13 protein-coding genes are annotated in these 17,512 nt (G+C 47.3%); 1 reads left to right on the top strand and 12 read right to left on the bottom strand.

Annotated elements, in window-relative coordinates:
• Positions 1 to 500: 500 nt before the first annotated feature.
• Together NFI80_RS15625 and NFI80_RS15620 are read right to left on the bottom strand one after the other, a co-directional pair.
• Positions 501 to 1,328: a sugar phosphate isomerase/epimerase family protein gene (locus NFI80_RS15625; RefSeq protein WP_235165138.1), complete on the bottom strand. Its 828-nt coding sequence runs from the start codon at positions 1,326 to 1,328 to the stop codon at positions 501 to 503.
• Positions 1,329 to 1,548: 220 nt separating this feature from the next.
• Positions 1,549 to 1,977, bottom strand: coding sequence for an META domain-containing protein (locus NFI80_RS15620; RefSeq protein WP_235156847.1), 429 nt, complete (start codon positions 1,975 to 1,977; stop codon positions 1,549 to 1,551).
• Between the two features lie 285 nt (positions 1,978 to 2,262).
• On the opposite strand from NFI80_RS15620, the gene NFI80_RS15615 reads away from it, so the two are divergent.
• Positions 2,263 to 3,123, top strand: coding sequence for an AraC family transcriptional regulator (locus NFI80_RS15615; protein WP_235156848.1), 861 nt, complete (start codon positions 2,263 to 2,265; stop codon positions 3,121 to 3,123).
• A 64-nt stretch (positions 3,124 to 3,187) separates the two neighbouring features.
• On the opposite strand, the gene NFI80_RS15610 is transcribed toward NFI80_RS15615, so the two are convergent.
• The 10 genes from NFI80_RS15610 to NFI80_RS15565 all read right to left on the bottom strand — a co-directional run bounded on the left by NFI80_RS15610 (position 3,188) and on the right by NFI80_RS15565 (position 17,489).
• Positions 3,188 to 4,624 carry a Gfo/Idh/MocA family protein gene (locus NFI80_RS15610; protein WP_235165137.1) on the bottom strand — a complete coding sequence of 479 codons (1,437 nt, stop codon included), beginning with the start codon at positions 4,622 to 4,624 and terminating at the stop codon, positions 3,188 to 3,190.
• Between the two features lie 26 nt (positions 4,625 to 4,650).
• Positions 4,651 to 5,442: a ThuA domain-containing protein gene (locus NFI80_RS15605; protein ID WP_235165136.1), complete on the bottom strand. Its 792-nt coding sequence runs from the start codon at positions 5,440 to 5,442 to the stop codon at positions 4,651 to 4,653.
• A gap of 91 nt (positions 5,443 to 5,533) precedes the next feature.
• Entirely contained in the window at positions 5,534 to 6,370 is an 837-nt protein-coding gene (locus NFI80_RS15600) for a BRO-N domain-containing protein (RefSeq protein WP_235165135.1), read from the bottom strand.
• A 42-nt stretch (positions 6,371 to 6,412) separates the two neighbouring features.
• Positions 6,413 to 7,201 carry an SDR family NAD(P)-dependent oxidoreductase gene (locus NFI80_RS15595; RefSeq protein ID WP_235165134.1) on the bottom strand — a complete coding sequence of 263 codons (789 nt, stop codon included), beginning with the start codon at positions 7,199 to 7,201 and terminating at the stop codon, positions 6,413 to 6,415.
• Between the two features lie 43 nt (positions 7,202 to 7,244).
• Positions 7,245 to 8,444 carry a mannonate dehydratase gene (uxuA, locus tag NFI80_RS15590; RefSeq protein WP_235165133.1) on the bottom strand — a complete coding sequence of 400 codons (1,200 nt, stop codon included), beginning with the start codon at positions 8,442 to 8,444 and terminating at the stop codon, positions 7,245 to 7,247.
• 56 nt (positions 8,445 to 8,500) lie between these two features.
• Positions 8,501 to 9,832: a DUF3748 domain-containing protein gene (locus NFI80_RS15585; protein ID WP_235165132.1), complete on the bottom strand. Its 1,332-nt coding sequence runs from the start codon at positions 9,830 to 9,832 to the stop codon at positions 8,501 to 8,503.
• A gap of 49 nt (positions 9,833 to 9,881) precedes the next feature.
• Complete coding sequence (locus NFI80_RS15580; protein ID WP_235165131.1) at positions 9,882 to 12,110, bottom strand: ligand-binding sensor domain-containing protein; 2,229 nt, start codon at positions 12,108 to 12,110, stop codon at positions 9,882 to 9,884.
• Between the two features lie 71 nt (positions 12,111 to 12,181).
• Positions 12,182 to 13,351 carry a sialidase family protein gene (locus tag NFI80_RS15575; RefSeq protein WP_235156855.1) on the bottom strand — a complete coding sequence of 390 codons (1,170 nt, stop codon included), beginning with the start codon at positions 13,349 to 13,351 and terminating at the stop codon, positions 12,182 to 12,184.
• 5 nt (positions 13,352 to 13,356) lie between these two features.
• On the bottom strand, positions 13,357 to 15,612 hold the full coding sequence (locus NFI80_RS15570; protein ID WP_235156856.1) for a ligand-binding sensor domain-containing protein: 2,256 nt from the start codon (positions 15,610 to 15,612) through the stop codon (positions 13,357 to 13,359).
• On the bottom strand, positions 15,609 to 17,489 hold the full coding sequence (locus tag NFI80_RS15565) for a PfkB family carbohydrate kinase (RefSeq protein ID WP_235165130.1): 1,881 nt from the start codon (positions 17,487 to 17,489) through the stop codon (positions 15,609 to 15,611). The genes NFI80_RS15570 and NFI80_RS15565 overlap by 4 nt, the downstream gene beginning before the upstream one ends.
• Positions 17,490 to 17,512: the final 23 nt, after the last annotated feature.

Raw genomic sequence — 17,512 nt, 5'->3', positions numbered from 1 at the left:
AAGCGAAGCATCGACGAGAAAGAGCCGTAGGCTCGACCGATTTTCTAGCCCGGGTTTCAACCCGGGCTTTGTCGTGTGACAGCGGGTTGAAACCCGCTGGTAAAAATGTTCGGAGCCTACGGCTCTTGCTAGGTAAGTGCATCATCGACGAGAAAGAGCCGTAGGCGGCCGATTCTCTAGCCCGGGTTTTAACCCGAGCTTTGTCGGGAGACAGCGGGTTGAAACCCGCCGTTAAAAAATGTTTCGAGCCTCCGGCTCTTGCAAGGTAAGTGCATCGTCGATGAAAGAGCCGTAGGCTCGACCGATTTCCTAGCCTGGGTTTCAACCCGGGCTTGTCGGGAGCCAGCGGATTAAAACCCGCCGTTAAAAAATATTCCGAGCCTCCGGCTCTTGCGAGATAAGTGAACCATCAACGAGAAAGAGCCATAGGCTCGACCGATTTCCTAGGCCCGGGTTTCAACCCGGGGAAATTGTATGACAAGGTCGATTTTTTGGATGGATCAGGACAAATTTGATTTGATGAAGGCCAGTCCGTCGCGCATGAGCTGCTCTTCGGATTCGAACATTTTGCGCCAGATGTTGGCGACTGGCAGTTTTTGGCTGAATGCTTCAATGCTGATCCAGCCGTCGTATTTAATGTCTTTGATGGCTTTGAAAACGCCTTCCCAATCTACATTTCCTTTTCCGGGTGTAGAGCGGTCATTTTCAGAAAGTTGTATAAATGAAATGCGGTCGCCTGCTTTGCGCATGGTGTCGCCGATGTTCTTTTCTTCAATGTTGGCGTGGAAAGTGTCGAACATGATCTTGCAATGCGGGTGGTTCACCTCGTCTACGAAGCGGATCAGCTCGTCGCCGCAGGATGTAAGATAGAGCTCGAAGCGGTTGAGATATTCGAGGCCTAATGTAATGTCGAGGGATTCAGCATAATCAGCCACTTCGCGGATGCCTTCTATTGCCCATTGCCATTCTTCCGGCGTGGCTGGCTGGCCTGTGAAAACGCCCAATGCAGAATGGTAAGGGCCCATTAATTTGGTTGCGCCCAGCACAAGCGAACAATCCAGTGCGCTTTTCAAGTGGTCGATCGTATGCCTGCGCATGGCTGGATCAGGGCTGATCAAATGTTCCGATGGGCCGCAGATCGTGTCGGTTTCGCATGCCAGACCAAGCTCGTCGAGCTTTTTACGGAAGTTAAACCAATGTGCAGGGTTGGTGTTGAAAATCGGGACTTCTACGCCGTCAAAGCCAATTTCTTTGATTAGTTCGAGGGTAGGGAAAAGGCTATCGTCAATTTGTGGCCCCCAGAGGAGGAGATTCATGCTGTACTTCATCAAAAAAGGTTTTTGGTCAGGAAATGTCCTGCTAAAATGCACACAATTTTACAATAAAAAACCGCTTCAAATTTTACCTGATTTGACAAATATCAACCGCATATTGATCTTTTAGCAAGCCTGCCGTTTAGATCAGGGCAAAATAAGCTAAGATGTGAGACAAGAAAAAGGCAGCCTGATCATTCGACCAAGGCTGCCTTTTTCATATTATATAAAAAAACTATTGCACTCTACTGAAAATCAACTGATTGTTATTTTCATAATAAAGCACCAGCTTATTCATTTTCAGATCGTACAGATTTACGTTTGGAATTGCATTTACAAACAAATTACCCCACTGCGTTTCGGCCCGCTCGGTGCCGCCGCCGCCCATTTGAATGGTGTTCTGTTGCGCTGTTTCATAGAAGCCTGTCAGTATGTTGGTTGAGGATGTTCCTTCCAGCTCACCTTTCTCTTTAAAATGCAGGCTTACGGGCATTTGACCTTTGGCTAATACAGGTTTTTTTATCGTGTCTGAATTTTGCACTATACTTTGCAGCTCCCACTTTCCGGTGAGCTCCATATTTGTGTTGATTGTGGTTGTTTTTCCACAGCTGGACAAGGCGAAAACGCCAAACAGGAACGCTAGGAAGGTAATATTTTTGTTCATGACTGCTTAATTGCTGCTATTTGAAGTTATAAGAATACAACGTAACTCAAAACGTTGGAATTGGATTTACGAGCGTTCAATAATTAAAAAACTATGCCATAAAAGGTTTGGCGCATAAATCCCGCAGTGCTGTACTACGTTAATTACAACGCGATTCACGGAAATTTCTTTTGCCGTTGCATAATTGATTTTTTGGATAAACGGATCAGTAGAAATCCATACTAGCCGTATTTTGATGGCAATGTGCTACTTTTGTATAGCATTAAGGTAAAATAAAGCAGGTTTATGAAGGCGCCAATCCATAAAAATATTGAAAGCCAGGTCAGGACGGTGACGATCCAGGAGTTGAAAGCACCTCATTTTGATCCTAACTGGCATTTTCATCCGCATTACCAGTTGTTCACTGTTTTGGAAGGAACTGGCAAGCGGTTGATCGGCGATTCTGTGCAAACGTTCGGTCCTGGTGATACGGTTTTCCTCGGGCCCGATGTTCCCCACCTGTGGCGCAGCGACGCGGCTTATTTCGACACCGGTTCTTCACTGGCGACACATGGCGTTGTTTTGTACTTTCAGGAGGATTTTCTGGGGAAGGATTTTTTGGAGAAACCAGAGATGCTGGCGTTGAAACAGCTGCTTCTGGATTCAAAACGCGGCATTGAATATAAGGGGGAGTTAAGAAGCCATATCCGTTCGGAATTGATGTCGATCATGCATTCAGAAGGATTTCAAACCATTATTCAGCTGCTCACATTGCTGGATAAGCTTGCGCACGAAGCTGGCGGTTCTCCGATTTCCAGTTATGGTTATGTAAATACTTACAAAGTTTCGGAGACGGAGCGCATGCATAAGGTGCACAATTATGTGCTGCAACACTTTTCGCAGGAAATCAGGCTAGGTGATGTGGCGTCTCTGGCGGGGATGACCGAGGCGGCTTTCTGCAGATATTTCAAAGCCCGGTCAAATAAGACTTTTATTGATTTTGTAAACGAAATCCGGATAGGTCACGCGTGCAAGTTATTATTAGAAGATAAGTGGACGATTGCTCAAATCGCCTACGACAGCGGATTTGACTCTCTATCCAATTTTAATAGAAATTTCAAAAGATACATTGGCCACACTCCCAGAGAATACAAAGGAAACTACTAACATTTTCAAATTTATCAATTGCCCCGGGCTTAAGCCCGGGGCAATTGATAAATTTGAAAAATAATTATCCTTTTACATAGTTAGTGCCATATGGTCCGCGCTGGGGCCGTGATAATGTTGCATTGGCTTCCTTGTCTCCGATGTATTCTTCTTTTTTCGGATCCCATTTCAGTTTACGACCCAGTTTCATCGCTGTATGCGCGATCAGGCACGCTGAGCAGGAGCGTTGTGCAATTTCGGCGTGGCTTACGGTTTGTTTGCCATTTTGGATGCATTCGAGCCAGTTCTGGTGTTGTTCGGGGCTTTCGTAGAGGTGGATTTCATTCGCCTGTATTACCGAACCCAGGATTTTAGGATCACTTGCATAGAACGCCTTATTTTCCTTTGCTGCGGCAGCTGCGCCTGGATCGGAAGCCGTCACGCCCACATTGCCACGCGAAACGAAGATCCAGCCGTCCGTTCCTTCGAATTTCACCCCGTTGGGGTTGGTGCCGCCGATTTCCATTTCAACACCATTGGCATATTTAGCATTCACCAGGAAGTCGCCGTGCACATTCCATAAGCCGGAACCGGCAGGCGGGAATGTGGCTTTTCCATCGATTTCAATCGGGCCGGTCAGCTCGGTATCCATGCCCCAATGCGCGATGTCAATGTGGTGAGAACCCCAGCCGGTGATCATACCCGCACCGAATTGCTCTAAACGCAGCCATCCCGGACGGTCATTAATATCGGTTTGTGAATGCACACGATCCAACGTATAGTATACTTCGGGCGTTGAGCCCAGCCACATATCGTAGTTCAAATTGGAGGGAACCGGCATTTTTTCTGTGTTGCCCCCTGCCGGATCACCTGGTAAGCCTACGTAAACTTTTTTCAGCTTGCCAATGCGGCCATTGCGAACCAGCTCACAAGTTCTTTTGAATTGCGGCCATGGGTTCATCGATCGCTGTTGACTTCCCAACTGGAAAACCACTTTCTTTTTCTTAATCATGTCAGCCATCATACGGCCTTCTTTGATCGTCAGCGAAGTAGGTTTTTGCATGTAAATGTGCTTGCCCGCAACGGCCGCCTCCATCGCAGGCTGTGCATGCCAGTGATCGGGCGTGCTGATGATCACCGCGTCAATTTCTTTATTGGCCAAAAGCTCCTTATAGTCGTCATATGCTTTCACATCTACGTAATTCGCTTTGCCGGTCTTATCTGCATATTTATTTTCAATCCACTGTTTGCCCTGCGCAAGCCGGTTTTTATCTACATCCGCCACAGCCATCACATGAGCCACCTCATTTTTCAGGATTTCAGGTAAATCGTGACCGGTTGCAATGCGTCCGATGCCGATCTGGCCGATGTTGATGCGGTTACTGGGTGCGTATTTTCCAAAAACACTTGCCGGGACGATCGTCGGGAACATGGAAGCCGCAATGATACCGGCCGTTCCGGTGGCGGCGCTTTTCAGGAACGACCTTCTGTCCTGGCCGTTTTCTTCTGTTAAATTTTTCATTGGATTCAGGATTAATGTTTTTGATATTACTTTTTACGCACTTCGTCAGTGGGGCTTGTTGCATAAGCCTTGCTGTAATTTCTTGCTTTTTGAGGTCCTATGGCCCATTCGATGGCTCCCAGAATGTGTTTTCTCAAATCTTCCTGCTCATAATCTTCCTTCTGGTGCCCCAGCGAAGTATAAAAGGCGCGGCCACCGTCGTACTCATGCCACCAAACCGACGGGAAAACGGTCCCAAATGTGTCCAGTGCCTTTCCGGCAGGTTTTTGAATCGTTGTATGATCATTTACAGCCAGCACATTCAGGTTCACGCCCAGCTCCTTGATAAAATAAAATTCATCCGTTTTGCGCTCCCATTTTGCGGGTAGGTGCGCCAGGGAAGGATTTTTGGAGTCCAGAACATTCACTGTGAAGCTTTGTCCGGGTTCATGCCAGAAGAATGTTCCGCCCAGCATATCCTTGAACCAGCGCCACTTCCGCTCAGTCCCGGAGGCCGAGTGCAGGCCAACAAAATTCCCGCCCGCCTGGATATAGCGCATCAATGCAACGCGCTGTGCGTCCGTATCGAACACATCATTATTTGTATTGGAAAAAATAAGCGCGTCATACTGTTTCAGATTCTCTTCCGTAAACTTCGCAGGATCATCGCTCACATCCACCCCGAAACCATGCTGCTTCCCCAGAGCCTGGATCGCCACCACCGAAGCCGCAATGTTATCATGCACATAACCCTTCCCATTTTTAGTATAAACCAGGACTTTGACTTTATTCCATTTGATTTTCTGGGCGTTGCTATTCGATACAATCGAAATCAGCATTATAAACGTTAGAAAAAGATTTATTGGTTTTAAAAATATCACTTGCTTCATTGGTCTTTGGGTTGAAATTAATAATGTATCTTGAATCGGATTAATCTTGCAACTCGTCAGGTTTTCGTCGGTTACCTAAACTCCTCGCGTTGTCCGGGCTAACAATTCTCTTCCCGGTCTTGGCTTCAATTTCCTTTCTGGTATTGCCAGCAATACTGCCACCAGCAGTTGCAACGTCCTTACTTTCTTCGAACGTGGCGGGAAGTTTCTCTTTTGATATTTCGCTTGTTGTTGCTTCCGCGAGCATATTAAGTACCAATTCCAGGTTAGTCATATTGTCCCTGAGATTTTCCTTTTGTAGGTTTTTAAATTCCTTATACTCTTTGACTGATTTCTCACTCCAGGCCCGCGTAATAATGTCCGTCAGTGTTGCAAATTCCTTTCCCGCTTTAACTCCTCGATTCTCCCATTCGTCTGTTAGTTCTTTTCTTATTTCAATGCTTTTAAGACGTTGATTAATCCATGCTTTACTATATCCTTTTTGTAAATAGGTTTTCATTGCACGGTCAAATGTCAATTCCGGATTTTCGGTCTCGTTAATCCGCTCATTTCCGACACTTGCTAACCATAGCTTAAATGGTTCCGCCTTAGGTGATGGTATCGATTGGATGAGCCTCAGCGTTTGTTCCGTATCTGCAACATCAGTTAAGTATGACTTCCCGTCTGCGGCAATCATTTTCAGTTGACTACAAACTGTAGTCAACTGACTTCCTTCTTTTTTCAGCCGTCCCTTAAGAACACTCCAATATTTTCTCGGATTCGGGCTTTCGGTCAAAACTCCAACAATGTCAGTAATCACGAAAAACCACCTTTCCAAATCTGCATCCCAGTGGCTCCTTATTTTTTTCTGATCAAACAACTTCACTTTTTCGTCCATAGTATGTGTTTATGATTATAGTGTATAAAAGCTCTTTCAATGTTAAAACCCAATCGAATTGCCACCATCTACGGGCAACGAGACGCCAGTGATGAATTTGGCGGCGGGGGAGGCGAGGAAGACGGCGGCCCAGCCGATGTCGTCGGGTTTGCCCCAGGTTCCCATGGGCGTGCGGTCCATGGCTTTGTCGCGCCGCGATGGGTCGCCGTTCATAGCGGTGAGCATCATGGGCGTTTCTATAAAACCCGGAGCCACTGCATTTATCCTTACATTATAAGGGGAAAATTCGGTGGCCAGCGCTTTCACCATGCCGCCAACCGCGGATTTGGAAGCTGTATAAGCCACTACACGGTCAATTCCGTATAACGCGGCCATGGAGGTAATCATAATGATAGAGCCTTTCTTGCGCACGATCATTCGCTTGCCCACTTCTCTTGTTACAGCAAAAACCGCATGTAAATTGGTTTGAATAACACGATCGAAATCTTCATCTGTGACTTCAATGGCATGTTTTTTCATATTAATGCCTGCATTATTGACCAAAATATCAATCGGGCCGTGCTTCGCCTCAATGCTTTCGATCAATGTGGGAATGGTGCTGAGTTGCGTGACGTCATTGGTAAAGTAATGCACATTAGGCCCGAGCGTGGCGACCGCTTCTTGCAAAACACCTTCGCGCCGACCGGTTATAACCACTTTGGCTCCGGCCTGAACCATGCTTTGGGCAATGTAAAAGCCAATGCCGCTTCCGCCGCCCGTGATAAGCGCCAGTTTTCCGGCGAGTGAAAATACATTTAAAGCGGCTGTGTTAGAATCTTCAATTTCAGGCATTTCTATAAAAATCGTGGGTGATTAATGTTCTTGATTTGGCATTTTAATAATGAAAAGCACGCTTAATGCCCACTTCCAATCCGCGGAGCTCTGCCAATGCTTTCAATCGCCCGATGCCGGAATAGCCGGGATATGTTCTTTTGTGCAGATCATCGAGCATCTGGAAACCGTGATCGGGACGCATAGGAAGCTCAATGTCCTGATAGCCAGCTTCCTTACGTTTTTGCTCTTCGGCTAATAGCGCTTTGATGACAGCGTACATATCTACATCGCCGTACAGATGCGGTGCTTCGTGGAAATTCCGGGTGCCATCTTCACGCTTCGTGGTTCTCAAATGCACGAAATGAATGCGGTCACCGAAGCGTTCAATGATTTTAACAAGTTCATTATCAGCCCTTACGCCCAGAGAACCGGTGCAGAATGTAATCCCATTGGCTCGGACATTACTGGCTTGCATGAGCTCTTCGAGGTCGGCTTCTGTACTGACAACCCTAGGCAAACCCAATAACGACCTTGGCGGGTCATCGGGATGAATGCAGAGATTTACGCCCAGTTCCTGCGCCAGGGGCGCAACTTCTTTGATAAAATAATACAGATTTTCACGCAGCTGCCGATCACCAATGTGCGCATAAGCGTCCAGCAGGCTTTGGAAATTAACAAGATCAAATGCCTCTTCCGAGCCAGGTAATCCTAATAAAACGGTGTTTGTGAGATGAGAAATTTCTTCGGGCGACATGCGCTCGAATTTTTCCCTTGCTGATTGCTGGATTTCAGGCTCGTAGTCGGCCGCGGCATTGGGCCTGCGAAGAATGTAAAGGTCAAACAATGCGAAATCTACCCAAACGAAGCGAAGGGTTTTATGGCCTTCGGGCATTGTATAGTCCAGCTGCGTACGCGACCAGTCCAGCACCGGCATGAAGTTGTAGCAAACGGTCCTGATTCCGCTGGCGGCCAGGTTTTTTAATGATTCCTTGTAGTTTTCAATGTAAAGTTCACGGTTAGGAAGGCCTTTTTTAATGTGTTCGTGAACGGGAAGACTTTCAACAACCAGCCATTCAAGCTTCGTAAACCGTTCATTACCAGCTTCGATAAGCGATTTTCGTTCTGCGATCGCTTCGGGCGACCACACATCGCCTACGGGTATCTGGTGCAGCGCGCTGACGATTCCGGCGCATCCGGCCTGGCGTATGTCCATCAGTGAAACGGGATCATTAGGCCCGAACCAGCGCATGGTATGAATCATAGGATAATTTGCATATTAAGTTATAAATATGCAGACGCGATTGTTTGCGCTTTCCCCTACATCTTCACTTCAATGACAAATATCTGCTGAGAAGCAGGCTTGCCTTCTTTTTGTACCAAACGATTGAATGCTAATGTCTTACCGTCGGGAGACCACACCAAATTAGACGGCGCGGGATTGGTAGGCTGCGTGATTTTTACGAATCTTTGTTCAAAAGGCGCGTCGCCAATCTTGCAAATTGAAATACTTCCCTCGTGAATGTAACCCACCGCTTTCCCGTCCGGACGCCATCTTACGTTCCCCGAAACATTAGATCCGTGTGCAGTAAGCTGACGCGGCTCCCCGCCCAATGGTGAGATCAGGAAGATCTGCTCAACACCATTTTTATCTTTTGCCAAATAGGCAAGCGAAGTTCCGTCCGGTGACGACCGCACAATGCCGGTGCATCCTGGAAATTCGGTTTCAGCAGTGAATGTCACTCTCCTTTGGCTTGCTCCTTTGGGAGGCATCGGGAAATCATCTTTTGTTCCTTCCAATGGCCCAAGTTCGCCGGGCTGCGTAATGTCGTTGGGAATATCGACGATAAAAACTTCGCTCACATCCTGGCCGTTTTTATTTTTTACAACACCAATAAATGCTCTTGCAAGCTGCTTCTCGCCGTTTTTTAACAAATAACCATTCGTCCCGACCCAGCTGTCGCCTGCTGCATGGCTGATCTGATCGCTTCCTGGTTCGGGATTTGGAACAACACGAACTACCAATGCGCTGAACCACTCACCGGAGACGTTTTCTTCATTTTTGTCGACATTTACCTGCCTTATTTTTGTGGAAACGCCTATTGTGCGCAGGTTTCGCTTTTGTCCCGAAGCATCTTCAAGCGCTTTCAGGATGGCATCATTATAAGTAAAACCGATCCATTTTCCGTCGCCGCTCCATTCGTGCCGGTGCGTGCCGCCGCGTAATGCGCCGGGCGTGAATGGAAAAGTCACGTCCCGGGCGTCCATATAAATCGGAACGTTCGGGTTTGCGTCTTCAATGATCACGCCTGTTCTGCGCCATTGCTGATATGGATTTTCCTTTGTGCTATTAGCCAGCCCATGAATAAAAACAACGGCTTGCCGGACCGGGCTATAACTGACAGCGCCAGCTCCCGGCCCCCATATTTGATTGTTTTTTATTTCAAACAAAACCTTTTTCTCACCTGTTTCAATGTTTACTTTCTCAATCTTAGCTGATTCCGCAATGCCGCCGCTGTCTGTCCGTGTGTCATAAACCAACCATTTCCCGTCGGGTGAAAAGTTGTCGTTATTGTCCAGATCGTGATGATAACCGTAATCCTGGGTAACCTGTTTCTCCTGCAGATAGGATTCCGTTTGGCAAGACAGCATTGAGAATAGCATTATTGTGATTGAAAAATAACGTTGAAATTGCATGGAGCTATTTTTGTGGTGCGCTGATGACCCCGAGATAGCGCCCCATCCAGTAGGGCAAAAGCCAGATATCACCCGCGCTATACTCACCGTCACCATTTCGGCCTTCCCGGTCCAGGCTGAACATATTGGCATTGTGGCGCTGAACCTGGCGCTCGTCGGGCGGGAGCACTTCCTTGGTGGTTTGCCTGCGGAAGTTGGGTTCAATCAACTCAATGTCTTTTCGATGGCTGTTTTTGATGTTCCAGTCGATCAGGTCGAGCGGATGTTCCTGTAAATACCAGACCGCTTCTTTCAGATCGAAATCTTTTGCTCCGGTCATTGCTGTGAAAATGTTCCAGGCGCCCTCTTTTTCAGGACGCTCAACCTGCCAGTGATCCAGGATCTGCTGCTTGTATCTTGCTTTCAGCGTATCATTAAGTGCGTAGCGATAAAGCCCCCAGTAACCCACAAAATACATTTCATCATCAGAATGGTTCCAGCCGTCGGACATGTGCTTACTATGCTCATCCGCGTCTGCCGGGGCTTGTCCGATCACTTTCATGGAACGCATCATGTTCTCGAAATAGCCATGCTTGTTCATCAGTTCAAAAGCTTTGGCTTTGTATTTTTCTTTTTTTGTAAAATGATAAGCCGTCTGCAGCATGGATACAATGTTGGAAGAATTCAGCTTCCGGTCTCCAACATTGATTGGAAAAGCATTCACATACTCAGGGTTCCATTTGCCCCACATGGTCGGTTTTCCATCAAAATCTATCAGATATAGATTATTTTTAACGATGTGAGACATCAATGTGTCGATCAGTGCAACCGCCCGTTTCTTCATAGACGGATCATCGACAAGCTCAGCCATAGCACCGAATGCGAACACATGCCCGATCACTTCATCGCTGCTGGTGGTCGATTTCCAATCCCATTCTTTTTCAGCGGAATGCTGCCAACGCTCGCTGTCGCTTAGCTCCTTAATGTGCCCCGATCGCTCAAAAGAGCGCGCCGGAAAGCCGGGAATGCCGGTTACCGAGTACAATCTTTCCAAAGCGTCCAAGGATTCCCGACAATTTTGCAGTGCTTCGGGATCTTTTGTCACGGCGTAGCGGAAAATTTCGCCGCCCAGATACATGGAAGTCCAAAGTCCGTCATTATCAGAATCTTCCATAAAACCCGTCGCAACATTTCCGTGGTCCATGTTAACCAGTGAGGCATTAAACCCGTTTCTGATGTGCCGCTGCCTTACTTGTTTTTCAAAATGCAAAGCTTTTTCTTCAAGCGACATCGATTTGAAATTAATCTGGCCTAACCCTTTGTTCGTCAATATCAAAACTGAATTTTGAGCCCCTTCTGCAATGTCAACGACCTTATTGCCCGGCAGCCAGCGCTCACCATAATAGTAATCGAACTTATTATCAGCCCGGAGTGCAAATGCACCCTCGTCTGAACCAAACCAGATACGGTTATTCACCTCTTTTACGGCTGTTATCTTATTGACGGGAAGCTTGTTGTGGATAGTCCCGGTTTGTTTTTTTGAGGTTATATCAAAAACATGATAGCCATCGCTGGTTCCGATTATAATGCTCTTTTCTTTATTAGCGAGGTCAAAAGCCGTGAAATTGTTCCCTGAAAAAGCCTTGGTCAACACATTATTTCCAACCGGAAGATTATAAAGCGATTTCCTTCCCAGTATCCAGAACTGATTTCCTGTACTTTGAAAAACAATGTCCAAAACCTCGTCATCGGGCAGATTTCCACTCCAGATGTTCTTTGAATCCTGAACCAGTTGCAGCGACTTGCCATCCGATATCAGGAAAGCAAAGTTGTTGCCGCCGGCAAAAATGCTGGCTTTGGGCAATGTATGTTTCGAAAGGAGCGTTCCGGCCCAGGCGTTGCTGAGGATGAAGGATTCGGTCAGATATACATGCTGGTCCTGGTAGCTTGCGATTGCGGCGATCTTTTTGTCCTTCATAAACCGATAGGAATTATCTGCGCGAATGCTTCCCGGATGTAAAAACTGTCCATTTTCGGGATGCAGCAAGCCATCCTTGCCCAGGATCTGCATATTCTCATTCCGGTCGGCAATGACCTGCTGCAAATTCATGCTCTCATTAGCGTAGAATTTGATGCTGTAATCCTGTTTGAATGGCTTATCCTGATGGACGGTCTGTGCGGAATTCTTACCGAAGGATAGTGTCATCAAGAGAAAAATCAACGGCAGGAAACGGAGGTTGGGGGTTTTAAGCATTAACTATTTATAGGTTTAGTATTGTATTCTTTGTGCTGGCATGAAGCGGACTTTCCGCTTCCGCCTGATCTTCATAATAACTTCGGATCTACCACTACATATTTGATTGATTTTTTGCCTTTTTCCGGATGGTAGGAATAGGTCATATGCAACAGGCCGTCGGCAGTCTGAATGAGCGAAGGGTAGGAGTAGCCGCCTTTTTTGGATTTATCGTTTTCGATCCAGCCGCGTTTCCAGGTTTTGCCTTCATCTGCGGAAATCCGGAGGGTTAGTTCATAACGTCCGTCATCGATGTCGTTACCCAGAAAAGCCCATTTACCATCATTCAAAACCAGAAATTCTACACTGGCGGTGTTAGGGATGTCTGTTTTTCGCGTTGCTGTCCAGCTTTCGCCCTTGTCTGAGGATTCGCTGTAATGTACGCGTGTAGGCGGGTCACCGCTGTCGCGCATGAAGGCAACCAGATTACCATTCTTTTTCAATCCCAATGCCGGTTGGATGGGGCCGCGGCCTACAATGGGCAGCCCCGGGCGCCAGGTTGCGCCGTGATCTTCCGAAATGGCTGTTAAGGAAAGGTTATAGCCGTCGGAGTAGAGCGGTAGTACGATTCTTCCGCTTTCCATTAGCAATGGTTTGATCCTGGTCATCCAGCCAATGCTCCGTTTTACAGGATCTTTTGCTGCCTCCTGGATCATGCCGTCGTATCTGGGTGCGTACCCGGCCCATCCTGCGTGATTTGCAGGCAGATCTTTAAACTTTTTCGCGACTTCGACAGCAAATTTGTCATCGGGTTTGAGTAGAATATTGTCCTGCCAGGTCCAGTTCGGTGCGCCGTCGCCGTTGTAATCGGTTGTCGTTTTTGTTCTTAAAATAGACTGTTCCCACAGGTTAGCCTGCACGGCAATCCAAACCAGGAACAGCTTACCCTGTGCATTCAGGAATAGAACTGGGTTGCAATCGGGAATGTGCGGCGTATCGGCCAACAGGAATGGCTCACTCCAATTTTTAGCTCCCTTTTTTAATCTTGAACCCATAATGCGCACATCGTCGGCCGTGCGCTCGCCGCTTCCCTGGAACCAGGCAACGAGGAAGTCGCCGTTTGGTAAGCTCACAATGCTGCTCCCATGAACGTGCTGTTCTTGTTGTGGAAAAATGAGCATTTGCTGTTTGACGGCACTGTTTTGAGCAAAAGTGGCTGTTACATACAGCAGCATTAACAAAAACGGAAAGAATATTTTCATACTAATCATTTGATCATGTTCATATAACGGCCCATCCAGTAAGGTAGCAGCCAAAATACCGGCTCCCGTTCCACTTGCGGGTTGCCACCAGCCATTGTCCAGGGATTTTTATCCCAACGTACGGTCATACGGATACTGGCGGGCTGCAATGCATCCACCTGCTGATCTTCCAGAACCGGCGTTCTTACAATTTTCAGGTCTTCTCTTTTGCTATGGTCAATTGGCCAGTCGATTAAATCCAGTGGCGTGTCCACGAGGAAATCGATGGAGTTATCCAGCTCTGCTTTCTGGCCTGACGAATAGCTATATATGAAGTTAATGAGCGGGTTATGGTCTGCTTTTCGTTTTTCAAACCATTTGTTCAAATGTGCTTTGTAAAAATTCAGGCGCTCAGGATCTTTCTCGCATTTGAGCAAAATCGGATAAAGGTAAGCTTGCAAAACCACGTCGAAGTAAATAAACCAGGCAGGGTTCTGGTTCGTGACTTCTCCCATATTTTCAAGATATTTCTCATCCTTTATGAGCCTTATGTACTCATTTTCATACTTTTTATTGCCAGTTACGTGATAGGCCAGCTTTATGAAAGCGAGCAACTCCATCGAATTCTGGTTGCGGTCGGGAAGCCATTCGGGATCCCGGTTGAGCTTGTCGGGTGACCAGACGGACCAGCGTGTATGTGTGCCGTCGACGTCTGTCAGATTCAGGTTATTTTTCATTAAATGATCCACAATCCTTGCAATATGCGTTGCTATGACCTTTTTCTCGTTCGGATCCGCCACCAATGTGTAGTAGAAATAGTAGCCAAACATATGTCCGCACATTTCATCGCTGCTTGTATCACCTTTCCAGAGCCACTTTCCATCTCTGGATTTGTGCCAGCGTACTTCCACAGGCTTGAAACGCGGCTCTTTCACGAGTTCATCCGCTTTTTCTCTTTCAGTGAAAGTCCGGTTGGCGTCGTGCACGTTTTTCCAATCCGATGGGACGATAGTTCTGGCGAAAAAGCCATCCGTATCCGTCACTTCCTGCAATAATTTCAGGAAACCAAATGCCTTCTCAGCATTAGCTTTTGCTTCCGGGCTTTTTGTGGCAGCGTATCTGAAACTTTCCATGGCGAGGTAATTTCCTGTGTATTCGCCGTCATTATCATCATCTTCGGGCTGCCACGAAGTTGTATCGCCGGGAATCCGCAAATGTGCCTGACCGGCAATCCAGGGGGCACGCATGTGCCTTTTCATTAATATATCGTAGAAAGAGTCACTTTTTTGTGCCAATGTCATCGTTCTCTTCCGGATCGCGCTCACACCCTTTGGCGTTGCGATCCATGCCGTTCCTTCCTTGTCAAATGCGATTTTATTAACCTGGTCATCCATTAACCAGCGCCTGGAAAACAATAACGAATGGCTGCCATCAGGCCTGAAACGTACAATGCCTGCCTGCGTGCCTACCCACATGGAGCTGTCAGGCGCATAACGGACGGATGTAACGTAGACGGATGGGATGCCATTTTCAGGTTTAAGTTCTTTTTCTTTTTTATCCAAACCACGGATTGTTACACCACCCAGTCCACCGACCCAAAGTTTATTGTTCCCATCCAGCGCCAGGCCCTTGGCATAACCGCTGATCAATGCGTCGGTTTTATAGTAATGGGTTAAACCGGTTTTTGTCCAATGATACAATCCTACATCCGTAGCAAGCCATAGGCCTTTGTTTTGATCTGAAATCACATCCCGGACAGACCTGGAAATGTTGCCGTCCATTTTATGGAAACCTTTTCCTTCGTTGAGCCAAAAACCTCTCGGCCCCAATGCGTATATGCCTTCTTTTGCTGCACAAATGGCCGAGACAGGGCCTTCTGGTCCGCTTACTCTTTCCAGTCTCCCCGCTTTATAAGAGAGTAGTCCGTTCCAGGTTCCGAGCCACATTATGCCCTTGGCATCTGATTCTACGTCATAAGCGGGACCGTTGTCGCTTCCGCTTATGATGCTGGACCAGTCGCGACTATCCTTCTTTTTTTGAAAAATGCCGGCTGCTGTTGCTATCCAGATCGCAGATTCCTGATCGACCGCAATGCTCCTTACCTCGTTTTCGGCATTTCCGCTTCCTACGCGAAATGCTTCATGGAATTCCTGGATAAAAGGTTTGTCTTGACAACTGACATTTGCGGATCTGTCAGGCTGCTCCTTTTTACAGGAAACAGCCAGTACGAAGGAGACCAGCAAAAGGCAGTTTTTTAAAAATCTTTCCGCGTAGCAGCTCATGCGTCCGCGTATTTTACATTTTCCTGAAAGAGGAGGGTTATGAGTTTCTTGTATTGGGAAAAATCGGGAATGAGCAAATGTGCACCTGCTTTGACCAGACGCGGCCGTTTTGCCGGATTGTGACCGAAACGCTGAACCTCATTGCTGGTAATGCCCACCGCAATGCCGCCAGCGCGCCTGCCTTCACGGATTTCGTCAGGCCCGTCGCCAAAAACGGCCAGTTCATTTCCGTTCAGGTTGTTGTCCTTAATGATCTTTTCGATGATCATTTTTTTGGAAAACTTGGTGTAATCCTTCAATGCACCGTAAATGCCGCCGTCGAAAAGATGTGCATAGCCAAGCATTTCAGCTTCATGCTTAACATCTTCGGCGTCTGTTCCGCTGGCGAGATACATGGTTACACCTCGTTCTTTCAGCTCCTGCAAGAAGGCAACGGCGCCTTTCATGGTGTAATCTTCCTGTCCGAGTTCTCCTGCAGCCAACTTCTCCATCCGCTTGATGACCATTTCCATCAGGCCATCATTATATAATGCTTTGTACTGGAATTTGTCCAGAATATCCTGCTCAGGCACATATCCCGCTTCCCGAACAAGGTTCACCAAACCTTCCATCTGGTAAATCGTTTGAATGCCAGTCGTTTTATGGATGAACTCTTTTACCTGGCCCAAAACCTTATGGAAAGCATTGGCGTCGATTGTATTGTAATGGTCGCCCAGAATGGCCTTCATCATGACCGGTTCCATAATTTCTTCCCAGCCCTGCCGCAGCGAACTGATCGTTCCGTCGTGATCGAAAACAGCATAGCGGATCTGGCCCAGCTTTTCCAGCACGCCCGGTTCGCATAGTTCAACCTCAGTATCCTGTAAAAACACGGCACTTCGTTCGTTTTCTGCAAGATCAGCATTGTAGATAAAATCAGGATCCTGGCTTACTGAGAGAATTTCCCGGGCATTGGCTGTGCCGGTGGTGTACAATTTCTGAACCGTGACGGCTGCCGCGAAATTGCCGAATGTGGCGGCTTCAACGGAAGGGAAACCGGCCGCAAGGCAAAGCGTGATGGCGCTGATGGCCGTATCGCCTGCGCCAACCGTGTCCAGTTTGCTTTTGAGCTGGATTCCATGGACTTCCCGGGCACCCGTTTGATCAAATGCGATTATTCCGCGTTCGCCGCAAGTCACAAACACCGGCTTTTTGTATTTTTCGTAAACCGCGCGACCATATTTTTTTACCTCCGTGATCGGAACATTATCGCCGGGATTTACAAGTTCGCCATTCAACGACGCTATTTCCCGGTCGTTGCATTTGAGATACGTATTTTCAAAACGATCATTAAAATGCCTGGAATCGAGCATCACGATCTTGTCGCTGTATCTCGCGAAGAGTGCATTAGCCTGATCTATAAAGTGTTCATTATTAATGCTTCCCGTGACTTGCTGATTGAAAATCAGTGCATCCGATTCCTGTAAAGCCTGTTCGATCGCTGCAAGGAGCTTTTGATCCGTTTCGTCGCTGCGTTCATTATATACGCCGAAATCAATGCGGGGTTCCTCCTTTCCGTCAATGATCCTTTTCAGGTAACTATATGTATTGAAATGTTCTTTCTGAATAAAAAGCGCAGTTGTTTCGGCTCCCAAATTTTCCAGTTGTGACCTCAATTCCCTTCCCTGCATATCGTCTCCGATGGTCCCGATCACCCGGATCCCGGCGGGTTTCAACGCGGACAAATTGGCTACAACATTGGCAGCGCCGCCCGGCGTATAGTAATGTCTGGTAACAGCCTGGGCCTGCAGGCCGGTTTCAATCGAAACTTCCGATCCACGTTCATCCATAATCCAATAGGAATCGAGGCAGAAGTCGCCATAGACGGCGATTTTCACTGAGGATATTGTTTCGATGATAT

Origin of the sequence: Dyadobacter chenhuakuii (assembly GCF_023821985.2) — a bacterium.
Classification (GTDB): Bacteria; Bacteroidota; Bacteroidia; order Cytophagales; family Spirosomataceae; genus Dyadobacter; species Dyadobacter chenhuakuii.
Note: the sequence above shows the minus strand (reverse complement) of the source record. Positions and strands in the feature narration are given on the sequence as shown.